We start from the raw sequence: 18,093 nt of genomic DNA, 5'->3' as shown, positions 1-18,093 counted from the left end.
ACTGCAATGCCAGCGTGGTTTTACCGACTTGACGAGGGCCGTAGAGCACCTGGATAAATTGACGAGGTTCTGATTCGATCCTGTGTGTCAGCACTTTTTTTTGTGTGCGCTCGATGATCATAATTTTAGCTCACTATGTTGAGTAAATTAACTCAACATAGCAAACATTCTGCAAAGAGCAAACACTGCACAAGAGGTATTCCGACAATGGATGACTTGGAGGCGAGCATCCGTACGTGAAACTGCTCCTGTAAAATAGTTATCTTGAGAGCATGGGACCGCAATGCTGCAAGGGACGAGAGCCGTCGCCTTACCGTTTTTCTGCTGATTCCAGTGCTGTGCATATTGTCTGGAATGACAGAATGAGGGGGAGCGATTTTTGGGGTAAGGGCAAGGCTCCGTAGCTGGCGTACCAGGTTGCGACGTCGGGGTTTTTGGCTTCGATGTGCAATCCGATACCTCCGACATGGCTGGCAGCCGGCAAACACTGTCTTTCGGCCGCCAGCAGCAATTGATCTCCGAGGCGCTGTCTTTTCATGGAACGGTCTACGGCAAGCCGGCAGTGTCTGAACATGGGCAAAGCATGGCAAGCGGAAAACCCGCTTTTTGAGGCTGGCTTGTCAACGCGATTGCAATAACGGTTCCTGGCCGGTCATGAAACACATCATGGTTCACCACCAGAACAGGCCGGAGACCGGATTGCTCATTCCTCTGAGTATGGTGGAGGTCTGCTCGCCGGATCCCGTCCCCTCAGTATTGAGGCCGGGTTTCAATTTGTTAGTGCATAACCTTTTCCGATAGTTGACGTTTTTCGACAGCATCAGGTTTTGTACACTTTTCAGCCAGCCTGCTGTGCTCGATGCGCTTATAACCGCAACGGCGATAGTTACTCTGTCGAACTGTCCGCGGCTTGCTGTTTTTCCAGGATCGGCAGGATCCGTTTCAGGTCGTCTGCTTGTTCGATGAGCATTTTTCTGAGCAAGGACGGTAGCCCGGAGCCGTTTGAGCCTTTCCGGTTCAAAAAGGTTTCAATGTTGTGCAGCATGTCCGGAGTCTGATTCCATTGCGGAAAGAGAGAGTGGCCGAAAGCCCCGGCGTAATGCACATCGCGCTCGGTATAGACCTTTTCAAGCGCGTCAAAATACCGGTCGATGTACGGTGCAAGAAGATCCTTCTGCACCTTCCAGTGAAAGCCTTTCATGCCGTAGCGGAGGTAATCCGTGGAGCGGGATGATTGTTCCGTGAATGCCTTCCAGCAGGTTTCCTTTGCCGCGCTGTCGGGTTTCGAGGCTTCCACCATAAAGGCTTTTTTCAGCCCAAGATCGCTTTTGTCCAGCTCTTTTTCGTTGCTGAACAGGTTTTCGGCTCCAGGATGGCTGAAGGCAATCAGGCGGGCTATGATGTTCCAGCGTTTTTCCTGGTCGATTTCGAGCGATGCAATGGATTCGGTTCCATCGACAAGGGCGTGCAGGTAGTCAAGCTCATCGGGCTGGAGAGCGGTTGTCAGCAGGAGACCGAACCAGATGATCTGCTCCTGCTCGCTTTTACCGGACCGGCCCAGGCGTTCGCGGGCCATGGTGTTGAGCCTGGACATCCATATTGTTCTGTTTTCATCAGTCAGGTATAGCGTTACTATGGCATTGATCTTTGCGATAAGATGGCTGTTGAGAATTGACAGATCCTTTTCTTTCATGCCGAGCTCAATGCCCATTTCGATGAACCCGGTCGGATCGAAGGCATTATCGCGCACCATCTGCCAGAGGCTGCCCAGAACGAGCCGACGGGCAAACGGATCTTCAAGGGTACCGAGCGACTGGCGGGCGATGGCGATATCATCCGGGCTGTAAAAGACTTTTACATAATCGTGGTCGTGCGTATTGAGGATCACGAATGCTGTATCCGGTTGCAGCTGTGCCTCGGCGGTTTTCCCGTCGATGATGATCTTTTGGGTTTCGTTTTCGACGAGCGCGCCGCCGCTCAGACGGTAGCCTGTAAATTCGATGGCATGCTGCCGGATGAGATCGTTGCCGACCGAACCCAGCTGCTCGATCCTGAGCCTGCCGTTCCCGATTCGGCTCAGGAGGGTATTGACGCCGGTGGTTTCGAGCCACTGGCGGCTCCAGGCGACAATGTCGATGCCGCTTGTTTCCGACATGATTGAAAGAAAATCATCCAGAGTGGTGTTCTTTCCAGCGAATCGTTTGAAGTATTTCCCGATGGCGGCGCGGAAAGCCTCATCGCCGATGTAGTACTGAAGCTGGCGAAGCACCGAGGCGCCCTTGGAGTAGCTGATGCCGTCAAAATTGCTGAAGGCCTCGATGGTATCGCGGGCCGAAGAGGCTATGGGGTGGGTGGTTGCATACTGATCTTGCTGATAGGCCCACTCTTTGCGGACATACATGTGTTCCAGGGCATCACTGAACAGTTGCCCTTTGGACATGGTGAAATAGGAGAGGTAGTCGGCAAAGCTTTCGTTGAGCCAGAGGTCGTTCCACCATTTCATGGTCACCAGGTCGCCGAACCACATATGCACCATCTCGTGGGTGATGGTATTGGCACGGTCCAGGTGCTCGCTGTAGAGCTTTTTATTGCGAAAGATATAGTGTTCGCTGAAGGTGACGCAACCCACATTTTCCATGGCTCCGAAATTGAATTCCGGGACAAAAACCTGGTCGTACTTGTCGTATGGATAGGGGTAGTCGAAGTAGGCCTCCAGGGCGGCCATGGCTTCCCTGGTGATGGCAAGGATGTTGTCCGGGTCCATGTGTTTTGCGAGCGATTTCCGGCAGTAAATGCCAAGCGGAATGCGGTTGTAACGCTCTTCCCACTTGCTGTAAGGACCTGCGACCAGGGCAAAGAGGTAGGTGGAAAAGACAGCCGTGCGTGTAAACGCAATCGTTACCTCATCGCCGTTTGTCCGGGTGTGCTCGGGCAGGGTGTTGTGGATATAGGTCCATTTTGAGGGTCCGTGTACCGTGAGCTGGTAGGAGGCTTTGATATCGGGCTGATCGAAGCAGGGGAAGAGGCGGTGGGCGTCGTAGGGCTCGAAGTCGGTATGCAGGTACTCTTCACTGTCTGCGGGATCCTGAAATTTGTGAAAGCCCGATCCGGTGTTATCGAATAATCCGGTGTAGGTGATCTCCAGCGTATTGCAGCCCGCTCTTAGATGATCTTCATCGAGATAGATGGCAAATTCACCCCTGAGATACTCCTCCGTCGCCATGCCATTGAGCGTTACCGCATCGATCTCTTTGGTAATGAAATCAAGCTTGAGGGGGGCTATACCTCCATGGCAATAGTCAAACGCGACAATGCAGCGGCCCCGGTACTCGGCGGCATGCTCTTTCAGGGTGAGTTCAAGGGTGTAGCTGGCATTGGAAACAAGGTTGCTGCGGGTTTCAGCCGCTTCCCGGGTGAGAATGTTTTCAGTATCCATCAGAAATGTCATGAGAAACGCTTTAAAAGGGGTGCTGGTTATCAAGTACCCTGATTATCTGTCTGTTGTATGGTAGATAATTTACCCGGTTCAGCAAAAAAGCCCGGACATTATTTCCCGGTTACATTTTTCCGCGCAAACTCCCTGAAGAAATCCTTCATATGCAGCGTGCCGTACCGCAGGGCGGCATTGTCGGTTTCGTTGACGGCGATGAAGAAGTAAAGCATGTCGGCAATACGGGCGCTCAGGAGGTTGTATGATCGCGTGAACGCCGTTGACGATCCAGAGAGGTATGAAGGTACTGAAACCAAGGGGTGACGTTTATGTTGCAGGCGAAGCTCTTTCGGCAGGGGAGCCTTGGCCGGAATATCGGCGTTCAGGAAATCAACACATGGGGTTCTCGCTTTTTTAGGTACATTGCGGCGCTGTTCTTCTTCTCCTTTCGGCATTCCGCCAGCATCAGCTTTTTTTTTATTATCACCAGGCTACAACAGGTTTACATCATATGAGTTATTCAAAACAATCTCTCGAGTTGCATCGCCATGCGCGCGGTAAAATAGAAATACGATCCAAAGTCAGTTTAAAAGACAAGGAGGACATGTCTGCGGCATACACTCCGGGAGTTGCGGCTGTGTGCACGGAAATTGCCGGGGACAAGCGGAACTCTTTCATCATGACCAACCGTGGCAGTCAGGTGGCAATCGTTACCGACGGAACGGCTATTCTGGGGCTCGGCGATCTCGGGCCGGAGGCAGCAATGCCTGTGATGGAGGGCAAATCCATTATTTTCAAGGAGTTTGCAGATATTGACGCTATTCCATTGTGTATAAATTCAACGGATGTCGATGATATCGTCAAGTTCTGCAAGCTGATCGAACCGAGTTTTGCCGGCATAAACCTTGAGGATATTTCATCTCCGAGGTGTTTCGAGATTTTCGAACAACTCGAAAAGGCGCTTTCCATTCCGGTTTTTCATGACGATCAGGACGGAACCGCAATCGTTACTCTGGCGGCCATCATCAACGCGTGCCGTGTCAGCGAGAGGGATCTCGGGGATCTTCATGTGGTGGTTAACGGCGCCGGTGCGGCCGGCATCGCCATTGCCAGACTGCTGATTCATGCGAGGGTAAAAGAGGTGGTTCTTGTCGATACCCAGGGAGCGCTCTATGACGGCCGTTCCGGCATGAACCCCATAAAGCAGGAGATTGCCGAAAGAAGCAACAGGCTGAAACATAAAGGCGACCTGCAGAGCGTCCTGATCGGAGCCGATGTTTTTGTGGGCGTTTCGGTAGGCAACATCGTAACGGAGGCGATGGTTGCTGGCATGAATCCCTCTCCGTTCATTTTCGCTATGGCCAATCCTACGCCGGAAATCATGCCTGAAGCGGCTTTAAGGGCCGGCGCATGTATCGTGGGAACCGGTCGCTCGGATATGGCCAATCAGGTCAATAACGCGCTTGTATTTCCGGGTCTCTTCAAGGGACTGCTGCAGACAGGCATAAGAAAGATCACGCCGGATATGAAAGTCGCGGTCGCCGATGCGATAGCCCGTTCGATCGATCCTGAGGCGGATAACCTGATGCCGACCACCTTCGACAAACAGGTGGTGGACAATATCGTGAAAGTGCTTGCGGCCATGGCGTCGAAGTAAAGCGTTTTGCCCGGATGCGGTCAACGTATCCGGGCAAAGGGCTTTACGTGCATGTGGCAGACTCGCCGGACGGTTATTCCCGGATCAACCGACGAGCGAGCTCCGAAAGTCCTTGCTCCGGGCGCCATCATATACCGGTTTGTCGGTAGCGCCGAGTAATGAGCGTATCTGCTTTAAGGAAAATCAGACACATCGAAGTATCCGGTCAGGAAAAGCCCGAAAACTTTATTCTCGAATCAAGCGCGCAGTTTGAGGCTGCAAGCACTTGAATGCCCTGGTTCTGTAAAATTATTGAAAACTGAGGGGCCTTTGGGTATGTTTTTCTGGCTACTTAAAATAAAAGCACTATATTTGATACTGAAAATGCTGTTGCCTGTGATAATGAACAGGAAACAGCTGTTTTTGCCTGCCTTATTTAACCCGGCATAATCGTTCCGGGAAATAATCTGTAATTATTTATTTGAAAGGCCTGCTGAATACTCAATATGGATTTGAGCCGATTAATTATTATTGGCGAACATCCTTCAGATGCGCAATGCGGTGTATTGGCAGCACTGCTTCAATTCGGCTTTTAACTGATTAAATAAATAAATATAAAACCAAAACACATGAGAATATTCTGATTATTGAAATATCACAAACACAACAAATTGAACCAGGCATATAATCTCGAAAAATAATAGAATATGAGCAATTTACTGACTGTATTGAATGATAAAAACATTATTATTCCGAATAATATCAGGGAAGTATTAACCGAGTGCAAAAGCTATACCGTTTTCAATACAACCGGAGAGCTTTCTGATGCCGCAACAAACGGAAAAGACAATGCCGAGTTTGAAGTGAAATACGATGTTTCCGGTAAAGGGATTTATACGGAAGCAGTTGTGCAACGAGTGAAAAATGGCATATCGGCTAATTATACCGAAGCATATATGCGCAGAAGGGATCCCGGAACCATGGTAATTGCCGATAACAAGCCAACGGATAAAAAACGATTTATAGATAAATATGGATATGAATTTTCAGCACTGCAGACAGAAACCTTCGATTGGTTAAAAAAACAGGATCTCGCTGTTTTCTTTTACTTTGCCGGAAGGGAAAATATCGGTTCGTTAGGAATTGCCATTGCGCCTGCCAATGCGGCATTTTTCGCTTTGGGTCTGTCGATGCTGCAGGAGATGGTTTCTGTTGATGAATTAAAGAATAATTCGGCATTGAAGTCGGTGATTTTTGTAGCTCCTGTTTTCAGGCATACCCATTTTGATGGCAAGCAGGTTGTTGTACACAATCGTACGGAATCGATTCACGAGCTGTATTCATATAATTTATATCCGGGACCGAGCGCAAAAAAAGGCCTTTACGGGGTTATGCTTACACAAGCGGAAAAAGAGGATTGGATTATTGCGCACTGCTCTGCCGTGCAATCTGTCAGCCCTTACGATAATGTAACTACTTTTATGCATGAAGGCGCAAGCGGCGGCGGAAAGAGCGAAATGCACCAGCATATTATAAGAGAACCCGACGGACGCGTGCTTTTGGGGCGCAATACATTAACCGGCGAAGAACGGTTCATTACGATTCCCCGATTTTGTACTTTCAATTCAGTAGCCGATGATATGGCTTTCTGCCATCCTTCTGTTCAGATAAAAGACGGAAAGATGCGCATTATCGATGCTGAAAACGCATGGTTTGTTCGTGTTGACAGCGTGAAACAATATGGCGACGACCCGTCTTTGGAAAAGAATACGATCAATCCGTCATTGCCATTATTATTTTTAAATATCGAAACTCAACCCGGATCAACTGCTTTAATCTGGAATCATATTCAGGACGAACCCGGAAAACCCTGTCCGAATCCAAGAGTTATTATACCCAGGAAATCGGTTCCGAATGTCGTTAACCGGCCGGTTTCGGTTGACATCAGGAGTTTCGGTTTGCGCGCCCCGGTTTGCACAAAAGAAAACCCATCGTATGGAATTGCTGGGTTGTTTCATGTTCTTCCGCCTGCTTTGGCTTGGTTGTGGAGGCTGGTGGCTCCACGCGGACACAACAACCCCAGTATTGTCAGCTCAGGAGGGATGGAAAGCGAAGGCGTCGGTTCATATTGGCCTTTTGCTACAGGAAAAAGAATCCCTCATGCAAATATGTTACTCAAGCAGATAATCGATACACCGCGTACAACATTTACACTGGTTCCCAACCAGAATATCGGGGTATGGGCTGTGGGCTTCAAGCCTCAACTGCTTATGCGGGAATACCTTACGCGAAGAGGCGCAGCACAGCTCAAAGGCGATCAATATCAGCCTGCCCGTTGCCCGCTGTTGGGCTACGAGCTGAATTACCTGACTCTTGAAGGCTCGAAAATACCTTCCAGATTCCTGAAAGTCTACAGCCAACCTGAAGTCGGGTTCGAGGGTTACGATGCCGGAGCAGAAATGCTTCAGGCGTTTTTTAAAACCGAATTGCAGAAATTTTTAAAGGGTGAATTGCTTCATACGGGTAAACGCATTATTGAGGCTTGTTTGTCGAATGCAAGCATTGAAGAGTACAATGAGATCATTCCAATGAGTTACGAATACGAATATTCGTTCAACAGAATTGAAGATTATGAACAAAGCAGCGTGAATAACGGACTCTGAAGCCGATCTCGAATGGGTTCAACAAATCAGTGAGCGAGTGTCAACAGCATGAAAATTCTCCATACATCCGACTGGCATCTGGGGCGTACGCTCTACGGCAGAAGCCGCTATGAAGAGTTTTCTGCTTTTCTCGACTGGCTCCATCACCTGATCGAAACCGAAAAGGTCGATGCACTGCTTGTTGCAGGAGATGTGTTCGATACCTCCGTACCCGGCAGCGGAGTGCAGGAGCTGTACTACGGTTTTCTGTACAGGATGGCTCGATCGAATGTCTGTCGCCATGTGGTGATAACGGCCGGAAACCACGATTCTCCATCGTTTCTCGATGCGCCCAAAGCCCTGCTTCGTACACTTGACGTGCATGTGGTGGGCTCACCGGGCGACGATCCCATGGACGAGGTGATTTTGCTTCGCGACAGGAAGGGAAAAGCCGAGGCTGTCGTATGCGCAGTGCCGCATCTGAGGGATCGGGATATACGCACCGTTGGGCCGGGCGAGAGTATCGAGGAGAAGAATCGCAAACTGATCGAAGGCATCGAACGTCATTACCGCGATGTGTGCCAGGCGGCTGAACAGGTGCGGCTGGAGGAGGGGGGCTTTCTGCCCCTGATCGCCATGGGGCACCTCTTCACGGCAGGGGGAACCACTGTTGAGGGCGATGGAGTCCGCGAAATCTATGTCGGTTCGCTGGCCCACGTCAGCCGTTCGGTTTTTCCAGCCGGCATAGATTATCTTGCCCTCGGCCATCTGCACGTTCCCCAGCGCGTGGCAGGGGAGAATCATATGCGCTACAGCGGATCGCCCATTCCAATCGGGTTCGGCGAGGCCCGACAGCAGAAAGAGGTTGTGATTGTGGAGTTCAGCGGTGGAGAGCGGGTGATCACCACGGTTCCCGTGCCCTGTTTCCAGCCGCTTGAACGTATCTCCGGGAATCTCGACACCATCACTTCGCGCATTCTCGAACTCAGGGCATCAGGCTGTAGCGCATGGCTGGAAATCGAGTACTCCGGCGACGAGCAGCCGGGTGATCTCAGGGGCCACCTTGAAGTAACGATCAAAGGTTCTGCCCTCGAAATTAGAAGAATAAAAAACAAACGGGTTACGGAGCTTGCTATCCAGCGGCTGTCGCGGGAAGAATCGCTCGAAGAACTGAGCGAGTTCGATGTATTCAACCGCTGTCTCGATGCGGGCAAAGTTCCGGGACAGCAAAGGCCGGAATTGCTGCAGGCCTTTGAGGAGATTGTTGATGCGGTGCGTGATGAGATGAAAACCGGCAGGGACTGTTGATAAATGAGCTTGCTTCAGATTGCAGCAATTGCTTTTTTTGTTATTATATTTTCTGTTAAATCCATATCCGGCAAAATCTTACAACAACAATCAAAAACAATCAAAAGAAGTGCCATGCTGAAAAAAACAATGAGAGCCTTATCTGCGACTTTGATGGCCGTTATTTTCGTTGCTACAGTATCATTGGCTGCAACGACCGTTACAGGTAACGGCAGTCAAAGCAGGGGATACCCCGGTCAGAATGCAAAAATCAACGGCCAGCTCTTTTCATTGCCTGCAACCGGAACGATCACAAATGTCAATGGTCAGGGAGCAAGCGGCTTCTGGATTGAAAAAGGCACCGGAGAACTGGTCAGGAATTTCAATTCTTATGGCGAGGCAAAAGGATACAGTCTTCCGGCAGGCAGTTACAGGGCTATTCCAAACCTTCAAGACGGGGCGGCTTCGGCATGGATCAACGTTACCTTCACTTGTCCCTGACCGAGTTACTGTCTTCGGTAATAGTTTTCCCCGATCCTTTTTTTGAACCAGAGCGCCCTTGAACAGGGCGCTTGTTCTTTTGAGGAGATTTCCATCAGACCGATATGAATATTTGAGGAATATGAGGGTTTAACTATATTTTACCGTTTAAGTACATATATAATGTATTAATAAAAAAGATCAACCCTCGTTCGGCAATACTCCATCCGGGCGGTAAAGTAAAACTTCATATGAAAAAATATGTAGCAGAGTTTATCGGTACGTTCTGGCTTGTGCTTGGCGGTTGCGGAAGCGCTGTGCTTGCCGCGGCTTTTCCCGATGTCGGTATAGGGCTGCTCGGCGTTTCGCTTGCATTCGGTCTTACCGTTCTTACTATGGCATATGCGATCGGGCACATCTCGGGGTGTCACCTCAATCCTGCGGTTTCCATCGGACTCTGGGCAGGGGGCCGTTTCGAAGCAAAGGATCTCGTCCAGTATATTGTGGCGCAGGTTGCCGGAGCGATTGTCGCCGGCGGCGTACTGTACGTAATCGCCAGCGGAAAAGGCGAATTCTCTCTTGCCGGAGGATTTGCTTCCAACGGCTTCGGCGAGCATTCTCCTGGCGGTTATTCCTTTCTTGCCGCTCTCGTTGCCGAGGTGGTGATGACCATGATGTTTCTTATCGTCATTCTCGGTTCGACTGACGAGCGGGCTCCGAAAGGCCTTGCTCCGGTTGCCATCGGCCTCTGTCTCACGCTTATCCATCTTATCAGCATTCCCGTTACCAATACTTCGGTCAATCCGGCACGCAGCACCGGCGTGGCGGTTTTCGCCGGGGGATGGGCTATCGAACAGCTCTGGCTGTTCTGGGTGGCGCCTATCGTCGGCGGGATTCTTGGCGCCGTCATATACCGTTTTATCGGTAGCGCCGAGGAGTGAAGGCATCTGTATCGAACTGAAAGTGTTTTCCAGTCACGAAGTGCCCGAAAACGGTCAGGTTTTCGGGCACTTCCCCTTTTCGGGTTTTTGGGGATATCCAACAGGCCGGATCTGATGTTCCCGGCTCTTTCGGCTTCTTTTTGCCGCTCAGTTCTGGTTTTCGTATTTTTGCAGAGTAAAGTCCCGTTTTCAGATTCCTTTCAATCCCTGAAAAAAAGGAGTGCTCATGGACACCGTTATCTCTTCGATAATCCCGCTGCTCGGTTCCGTTCGTGAATCGCTTATGAGCCGAAAGAATGTGGTCGCTACCGGTATCGGTTTCAAGACCACTGCAGGGAAACAAACCGGCGAATTAAGCATTGTCTGTTCGGTGGAGCGAAAAGAACCTGAGTCGAAGCTGTTGAGCAGGGATCTCCTGCCGAAATCGGTTGACGGTATTCCTACCGATGTGCGTGCAACTGGTCGGATCAGGGCATTCCAGCCGCCGACAGGAAGGTTCCGGCCTTCACCGGGAGGAGTGAGCATAGGGCATTATGAGATCACCGCCGGTACGCTCGGGTGTCTTGTACGCAAGAACGGGGAGCTGTTCATCCTTTCGAACAATCATGTGCTGTCCAACAGTAACGACGCTTCCATCGGTGATGCGATTCTCCAGCCGGGCCCTTATGACGGTGGTATGAATCCTGCCGACAAAATTGCCGAGCTTGCCGAGTTTGTGCCCATCACCTATTCTGGTTCTTCGAGCAGTTGTCCGGTTGCTAATTCCATTGCCGATGTATGCAACTTTCTTGCTTCGGTAACCGGCAGCGACACTCGTTTACAGGCAGTAAGCGTTCAAGGCGCTGACAATCTTGTCGATGCCGCGCTTGCGCGACCGATCAATCAGGAAGAACTGCTGAACGATATTCTCGGATTCGGGGCCATTGCCGGAACGGCGGAAGGGACATTGGGCATGGCTGTAAAAAAAAGCGGCAGAACGACGGGCTTGACGACAGGGGAGATCCAGCAGATCGACGTTACGGTCAACGTCAGCTACGGTGCCGGCAGGGTTGCCCAGTTCCGCGACCAGCTGCTTGCGGGAGCCATGAGCCAGGGCGGCGACAGCGGTTCGGCTGTACTTGACAACTCGAACAACCTTGTGGGACTTTTATTTGCGGGCAGTGACGAAACTACGGTGATCAACCGTATCCAGAACGTTTTCGGCCTGCTGGGAGTAACGTTGTGAAGATATTGCGTATTCTGTTTTTATGCTTGATACCGATTATGGCCAATTGCTCAAAAGATATCGATATGAAAACGATCGGCGAGGTGAAGCAGGCGAATGAGGCAGAACTTCTTGCCCTGCCCGATGTGGCGTCGGTGGGAATAGGGCTGGACGAAAAGGGGAGTCCGGCTATCGTGGTTGGCCTCGCCCGCGAGAATGTTCGAACACAGGCTTTAATTCCGCAGGAGCTTGAAACTTATCCGGTCACTGTAAAAATAATGGGTCAGTTACGTGCACAATAGGCCGTCAGGTATACTTATGCCCCATCGTCGGGAGTTGCGTAGTCGCGAGGAACGTGCAGCAGGGAAGTCAGGTGAAAGCTATTCATATTCAGGGTTCGTTTCTGGTTAGTAAGGGGTGACCCTGTACCCTGAAATGGCTGAAAAAGGTTCTAAACCTCGGAGATCTATGGATAGCAGTATACGGACAGGTAAAGTCAAGGTCGCAACCTGGAGCGAGCTCGAAGAGAAAAAACCGGTTTATGCGCAGGTACTGAATGTCGATCTCGTCGTCATCCGTTACGGAGAAAACGTCTCGGTACTTTACGGAAGGTGCCATCATCGAGGGGCCCTCCTGGCCGATGGACATATAGAGGGAAAGAACCTTCTGTGCGGCGTACACGGGTGGGACTACCGGTTCGATACCGGCATAAGCGAATATAACAACGACGAAAAGCTCGAGCAGTTCGCGACGTGGATCGATCAACAGGAGGATGCCGTCTATGTTGACGAGAACGAAATCGGGAGCTGGGATGCCCGGCATCCGCAGCCCGAATCCCGCCATGCTTATGCCGATACGAACGATACGCCGGAAGAGCCTTTCAACAGCTATATCCGTCGACTCGCTTCAACACAACCCGCTGCATTTCCGGCACATGGACATGTTTCGGCAATGGGGGTTCCTCTCGTCGATCTTCCGCAATGGAACGATATCCAGATTCTTACGGCGCAGCTCTCAAGACCGCCTCTTTTCGAGGATGAGCCGGTTGAGACCGCAGTCGTTATCGGACCGAACGCGCGTATTCCCCTCAGACTGTCCATCCCGCTCTTTGTCACCGATATGAGCTTCGGGGCACTGTCGCGCGAAGCGAAAATCGCGTTGGCAAAAGGCGCCGAGATGGCTGGTACCGGTATCGCTTCAGGCGAAGGGGGGATGCTGGAGGCTGAGAGAAGCGAGAGTTCCCGCTATTTCTATGAACTTGCGCCTGCTAAATTCGGCTGGGATATCGATAAGGTCAAACGCTGCCAGGCATTCCACTTCAAGGCCGGTCAGGCCGCCAAAACCGGAATCGGCGGCATTCTGCCCGGTGCGAAAGTGAGCCCGGAGATCGCCGAAACGCGAGGGCTTCGGCCTTTCGAGGAAGCAGGTTCGCCTTCCCGTTTTCCCGACCTTTCTACTCCGGAGGATTTCAGGAATTTCTCCGAAGTGATACGCGAAGCGACCGGCGGCATTCCCATAGGATTCAAAATGTCAGCCCAGCATATCGAACGGGATATCGACTTCGCGCTCGACGCCGGTGCCGATTACATCATTCTCGACGGACGGGGGGGAGGTACGGGAGCCTCGCCCGATCTTTTGAAATACCACACCGGCGTGCCCACGATTCCCGCTCTTGCCCGGGCCCGCACTCATCTCGACCGGTGCGGAGCTGCGAGCGTTTCACTCGTCATCACCGGCGGCCTGCGCACGGAAACGGACTACATCAAGGCCCTTGCGCTCGGAGCTGACGCCATCGCCATCGGCAATGCCGCGATTCAGGCAATCGGCTGCCTCTCCATGCGGGCATGCGGCAACAACCGCTGTCCCGTGGGCATCGCGACGCAGGATCCTGTTCTCAGGGAGCGGGTGACGATCGATCACGCAGCGGGAAGGCTCCGCAATTACCTGATGAACACTACGGTACTGATGAAAGTGATGGCTCGCGCGTGCGGCTGCCGGAGGCTCAGCGATTTCAGCCGGGATGATCTGGTAACCTGCAGGGCGGATATGGCCGCGCTTGCCGGCATAGCTCATGCCGGTGGATCCCCGGATGCATTATGAAAAACGGAAATAAAAAAAACCTTGTATGGGGTTTATCGATCGTTACGGCACTTCTGCTCGCCGTCTCTGGGTGTCAAAGCAGATACGGGGAACTTGATCTCGGAATATACCAGTATCGCGATACGAAAGATCTTGTGCGTTTCGTTTACGATGCGGCAATGCTGGTGCAGCAGGAAGGAGTGCTGAACCTCAGGCGGCATCGAAACATAAAGCAGAAGAAGGACACTGAAGATTATTACCTCTACGTCTATTCGATTGACGGCACGAATCTTTACCATGAAGGCATGCCGCAGCTTGAGGGTAAAAACCTGCTTGATGTAACCGATAAAAACGGCAAAAAGATCACAAGACATATTCTCAGGGCAATCGTTAATCCGGTCAATCCGCATGGATGGGTACACTATACCTGGTGGGAGCCCGGAAAATTCTATCCTGTGCCGAAATCATCCTGCCATTTCATGGTCACTACTCCGGATGGAAAGCAGGTGTATGTAGGGGGAGGAATTGACTATCCGCACGAAGAAAAAGAGTTTATCCGCGTTATTGTCGATGACGCGGTCATGCGCATACAAAAAGAAGGGCGTGCGGCAATCGCTGAGATAGCCGATCCTTTTTCAGAGTACAATTATCGCGACGTCAGGTCATTCGTTTTCACTGCCGACGGCAACGCGCTGATTTCGCCGGTGGTGAACGAGAAGTTACAGCAGATAAACATTATCGAATCGGTTGACGAGGTGGGGCACAAGCCTTTCAGAAAAGCATTGGAAAGGCTTCGGAAGCGAGAGAGCACATGGGAGGTCTTTCTTGCTAAAAGTCGGTATCAGCGGGGCCTGATCAAGAAATGCCTCTATCTTCGCAAGGTGCCGCTCGAGGGAAGGGTGGTCTATGTAGGAGCTGTGACCGATCTGCCTCAGCCGCCATAAATGGAGCGTTCATCAACTCTGACATGAAGAAAAACAGAAAAACTATGGAGTATGCGGTTGACGACGTTCCGCCGCCGTTACAGCTTATGGTGCTTTCGATTCAGCACGTCATGCTGATGTTCGTTTCAATCGCCCTGCCAATCATTTTTGCTGCGCAGATTAACGAAACCTCAGAGTTTGCTGCCACTTTCGTTACGTTTTCGATGCTTGCCGCCGGACTTGGTTCGATTGTCCAGTCTGCGGGATTGCCTTTTCTCGGTTCGGGCTATCTTTGCCCTAATGTCTGCGGGCCATCCTATTTCAGCGTATCGTTATCAGCCGCCTGGCTTGGCGGCATCCCGCTGATGCGCGGCATGATCATTATTGCAGGCCTTATCGAAATGGCCCTTGCGCCGGTGGTGCAGAGGTTCAAAAACGTTTTTCCGAAATATCTTGTCGGACTTGTGGTCGCGATGGTCGGTATCAGCGTCATCAAAATGTCGGTAACAGCGCTCTTTGGCGTGGAGTTCAAGGGCGATGCGATACGGGCGAGAGATATCGTCATAGGGATGGTATCTCTCATGATCATGGTGCTCAGCAACCTCTGGGGAAAGGGCTTTGTCAGAATATACTGTCTTTTGATCGGTATGCTGGGAGGCTGGCTGTTTTCTTTTCTGATGCTGCCGGAATACTGGTTCAATCTCGGCGCGGTCACGAACGCCCCCTTTTTCGCGCTGCCGGTCATAGGGCCGGAATTCGGAAGGATCACCTTCGACTGGGGTTTGATGGTGCCGTTTGCGGTTATTTCGATCAGCGGTTCGCTCAAGTCGTTCGGCAATCTCCTTGCAGCACAGAAGATATCAAGACCTGAATATGAAACAGTCGATTATGTGCCGATTCGCAAAGGTCTGCTTGCAGACGGTTTTTCAACGGCTCTTGCCGGTCTGCTTGGCGGCATGGCGGTCGATACCTCTTCGAGCAATATCGGTCTTGCGGGTTCCACCAGGGTTCTGAGCCGCTGGATCAGCGTCGCGTCGGGGGTTCTGTTCATCATACTCGCTTTCTGCCCGAAACTGACCGTTGCCCTGACGCTCATGCCCAAACCGGTACTCGGCGCATCGATCATTTTTGCCGGATGTTTCATGATCTCCACCGGTTTGATCGAAATGTTCGCGGAATCATGGAATCCGCGGAACACCTTCGTTATAGGCATTTCGCTCATTTTCGGCCTGAGCACGGCATTCCTGCCGGACCTGTACGCGCGCGCCCCTGAGTTCATACAGATATTCTTTACCGATCCGCTGCCGACAACAACCATTCTTGCCGTTATTCTGCATCAGATACTGAATCTTGACGTTACTTTTTCAAAGCTGCTGCATAATCAGGCAAATAAGTGATACCATTGATACACGATCATCCGGCAACAGATCGGTTGCGGATTTTTGTATTATAACCTCAATTATGTAAAGCAATAACTGTTTACAGTTTATTAGCTTTACATAATTTATATTATACAACAAATCCGGATCGCAAAAAAAAGAGCGGGAGGTTTATTTCCCGCTCTCTTGGTCTTGCTATTGACGCTGATGCGCTTACTTCTTTTCCGGAACTTCGCGCTCTTCCTTGACGGCATAGTTGATCAGGTAGTCGTAAAGCCTTATAAGCTTTGCGGACTGGGTATTCTGATCGATCCAGTGGCCGATCATGCCGATAGTACGCGCCAGAACGAAGAAGCCGTTGAGCGACTGTTCCGGGAAGTCCAGATCGACAAGAATACAGCCCATGGTTCCGTCCACGTTGAGGATCAGGTTGTCTTTTTTCGACGTTGTGATCTTTTCCACTTCAAGTGCATAGTCGAGACATGGCGTATGCAGCGAGGTGTGGTTTTTCACGTAATCCACGAGATATTTCACGCGTTTGTCGGGATTTTTCAGGCTTTTCACCCTGTGGCCGATACCTGGAACCGGACCGACGTTCTGCTTCATCCAGGCAAGAAATCCGGGAATGTCGTTCGGGAACTCCTTGACGCCGTATTTGAAGTATTTGCCGGCATTGGTGACAGCTCCGCCGAAACGCGGGCCGATCATGGTCATACCTGCCGAGACCGCCTGCGGCATATCGATACCCGCGCATGCGCCGATGATGGCTCCGAATGCGCCGGATACCGCCGGGCCGTGATCGGCGGAGATCATGATGATGCGTTTGATGATTTCCGACTCTTCGCGCGATGGCAGCTTTTTATTCCAGAGGAGGCTGACTACATCTTCGATGCCATAGCCTTTCTCGCAGAGTTCCGAAGCCGCGTAACCGACATAACGAGGTTCTTCGCCGCGGTCGTCGGAAATGGTCGTGCGGATAAGCGGTTCGACGATGACTTCGCCCTGCTTCATGATTTCCTGCACCTTTGGCGGCAGTTCGGGCAGCAGCGCCTCGTCGATTTCCGGTTCCGGCTGGATGGAGCCGTCGGCAAGAAGTTCTTCGTAGACCTGTTTGATGCATTTTGAAAGTCCGCCGAAGGTTTCTGGCACAAGAGCGCCGGCATCGCGCAACGCATTCATTTTCGAGCGTGCCGAGCCAAGGCCTTTTTTACCCTCTTTTGCGCCGGCATGGCCGAATTTCATACCCTGAGGCAGCACCTCCTGGCAGGTTCCACCGATAGTGGCGATCAGCCTGATGCGGCGGGGTTTTGCGGCAAGCCATTCGGCAGCTTCCTCTTCGAGAGTTCCGCCAACTTCTCCTACGATAACGACAGCCTTGGTTTCAGGGTCATTTTCGAACATTTCGAGGTAGGTGACGAAATCGGTACCAGGGTAGGCATCGCCGCCGATTGCAACAGCAGTTGTAACGCCATTACCGTTCTGGGCACAAAGCCACATGGCTTCGTTCGAAAGTCCGCCGGATTTGGTGATGACGCCGAACGAACCGGAACGGTAGAGGTTGCAGAGTTTCAGGTTTTTGAACTCGCCGCCGATAACGCCGAGGCGGCACTGCCCTGCCGACATGATGCCGATTGAGGATGGGCCGTTGAAGAGCTTGCCGTTTTCATGGGCCAACTTGCGCAGTCTCTTGGCATCCTTTTCAGGTACACCTTCGGTGATCATGGAAACCAGCTTGATGTTCGATGCCTCGAGCGCCTCCTTGGCAGCGGTGTAGGCCCGATTCGCACCGATGTAGATGAGCGCGGTGTTGATGCCCGGGTTTTCGGCAAGCGCCTCTTCGAGAGACGAATAGACGGGCACGTTTTTCAGCTCGCCGCCGCGGTAGATCTCTTTCTGCTGGCCTTCTTCGGGAGGATAAACGAAAGCCTGCACCGTCAGGGGCCTGTTGACCAGAAAGTCGAACTGGGCCATCCTCCTTGCGGCATTCAGGCCGGCGACGCCGCCGATGATCACTACCCGTGTATCCCTGTTTGCTAATATACTCACGATTCTTTCCTGATTAAAAAGTTATAAGTTCCTTTATAATTGGTCG

General features: G+C 51.5%; 14 protein-coding genes and 2 pseudogenes. 10 read left to right on the top strand and 6 right to left on the bottom strand.

The window, feature by feature from the left end; all coding sequences use genetic code 11:
• The 5 genes and pseudogenes from K4305_RS12310 to K4305_RS06760 form a co-directional block, all read right to left on the bottom strand.
• Positions 1–121: pseudogene (locus tag K4305_RS12310) on the bottom strand (AAA family ATPase); the annotation flags it as partial.
• Positions 122–310: 189 nt separating this feature from the next.
• Complete coding sequence (locus K4305_RS06775; RefSeq protein WP_292002769.1) at positions 311–574, bottom strand: N-acetyltransferase; 264 nt, start codon at positions 572–574, stop codon at positions 311–313.
• 8 nt (positions 575–582) lie between these two features.
• A pseudogene (locus tag K4305_RS12305) lies at positions 583–757 on the bottom strand (type II toxin-antitoxin system PemK/MazF family toxin); the annotation flags it as partial.
• Positions 758–886: 129 nt separating this feature from the next.
• The gene (gene pepN, locus K4305_RS06765; RefSeq protein ID WP_331561643.1) at positions 887–3,448 is read right to left on the bottom strand and encodes an aminopeptidase N; all 2,562 of its coding nucleotides are present in this window, start codon (positions 3,446–3,448) and stop codon (positions 887–889) included.
• 98 nt (positions 3,449–3,546) lie between these two features.
• The gene (locus K4305_RS06760; protein WP_331561642.1) at positions 3,547–3,885 is read right to left on the bottom strand and encodes a hypothetical protein; all 339 of its coding nucleotides are present in this window, start codon (positions 3,883–3,885) and stop codon (positions 3,547–3,549) included.
• Between the two features lie 56 nt (positions 3,886–3,941).
• On the opposite strand from K4305_RS06760, the gene K4305_RS06755 reads away from it, so the two are divergent.
• From K4305_RS06755 to K4305_RS06710, 10 genes are all read left to right on the top strand, one after another.
• Positions 3,942–5,087, top strand: coding sequence for an NAD(P)-dependent malic enzyme (locus K4305_RS06755; protein WP_331561641.1), 1,146 nt, complete (start codon positions 3,942–3,944; stop codon positions 5,085–5,087).
• 686 nt (positions 5,088–5,773) lie between these two features.
• The gene (locus tag K4305_RS06750; protein WP_331561640.1) at positions 5,774–7,729 is read left to right on the top strand and encodes a DUF4914 family protein; all 1,956 of its coding nucleotides are present in this window, start codon (positions 5,774–5,776) and stop codon (positions 7,727–7,729) included.
• A 48-nt stretch (positions 7,730–7,777) separates the two neighbouring features.
• Positions 7,778–9,016, top strand: coding sequence for an exonuclease SbcCD subunit D C-terminal domain-containing protein (locus K4305_RS06745; protein WP_331561639.1), 1,239 nt, complete (start codon positions 7,778–7,780; stop codon positions 9,014–9,016).
• Between the two features lie 3 nt (positions 9,017–9,019).
• Positions 9,020–9,496 (top strand): hypothetical protein, encoded by a 477-nt coding sequence (locus tag K4305_RS06740; RefSeq protein ID WP_331561638.1) that lies wholly within the window; start codon positions 9,020–9,022, stop codon positions 9,494–9,496.
• 230 nt (positions 9,497–9,726) lie between these two features.
• Positions 9,727–10,416, top strand: a complete 690-nt coding sequence (gene aqpZ / locus K4305_RS06735) for an aquaporin Z (RefSeq protein ID WP_331561637.1) — start codon at positions 9,727–9,729, stop codon at positions 10,414–10,416.
• A gap of 226 nt (positions 10,417–10,642) precedes the next feature.
• A complete protein-coding gene (locus tag K4305_RS06730; RefSeq protein WP_331561636.1) occupies positions 10,643–11,641 on the top strand; it encodes a trypsin-like peptidase domain-containing protein in 999 nt (332 codons plus the stop codon).
• 65 nt (positions 11,642–11,706) lie between these two features.
• Positions 11,707–11,922: a hypothetical protein gene (locus K4305_RS06725; RefSeq protein ID WP_331561635.1), complete on the top strand. Its 216-nt coding sequence runs from the start codon at positions 11,707–11,709 to the stop codon at positions 11,920–11,922.
• A 166-nt stretch (positions 11,923–12,088) separates the two neighbouring features.
• Entirely contained in the window at positions 12,089–13,720 is a 1,632-nt protein-coding gene (locus K4305_RS06720; RefSeq protein WP_331561634.1) for a glutamate synthase-related protein, read from the top strand.
• Positions 13,717–14,643 (top strand): cache domain-containing protein, encoded by a 927-nt coding sequence (locus K4305_RS06715; RefSeq protein WP_331561633.1) that lies wholly within the window; start codon positions 13,717–13,719, stop codon positions 14,641–14,643. The genes K4305_RS06720 and K4305_RS06715 overlap by 4 nt, the downstream gene beginning before the upstream one ends.
• 23 nt (positions 14,644–14,666) lie before the next feature.
• Positions 14,667–16,019, top strand: coding sequence for a uracil-xanthine permease family protein (locus tag K4305_RS06710; RefSeq protein ID WP_331561632.1), 1,353 nt, complete (start codon positions 14,667–14,669; stop codon positions 16,017–16,019).
• A 195-nt stretch (positions 16,020–16,214) separates the two neighbouring features.
• Here the strand turns inward: K4305_RS06710 and K4305_RS06705 are convergent, their stop codons facing one another.
• The gene (locus tag K4305_RS06705) at positions 16,215–18,047 is read right to left on the bottom strand and encodes a citrate/2-methylcitrate synthase (RefSeq protein ID WP_331561631.1); all 1,833 of its coding nucleotides are present in this window, start codon (positions 18,045–18,047) and stop codon (positions 16,215–16,217) included.
• Positions 18,048–18,093: the final 46 nt, after the last annotated feature.

It is taken from the genome of Chlorobium sp., from assembly GCF_036528655.1.
Taxonomy (GTDB): domain Bacteria; phylum Bacteroidota; class Chlorobiia; order Chlorobiales; family Chlorobiaceae; genus Chlorobium.
Note: the sequence above shows the minus strand (reverse complement) of the source record. Positions and strands in the feature narration are given on the sequence as shown.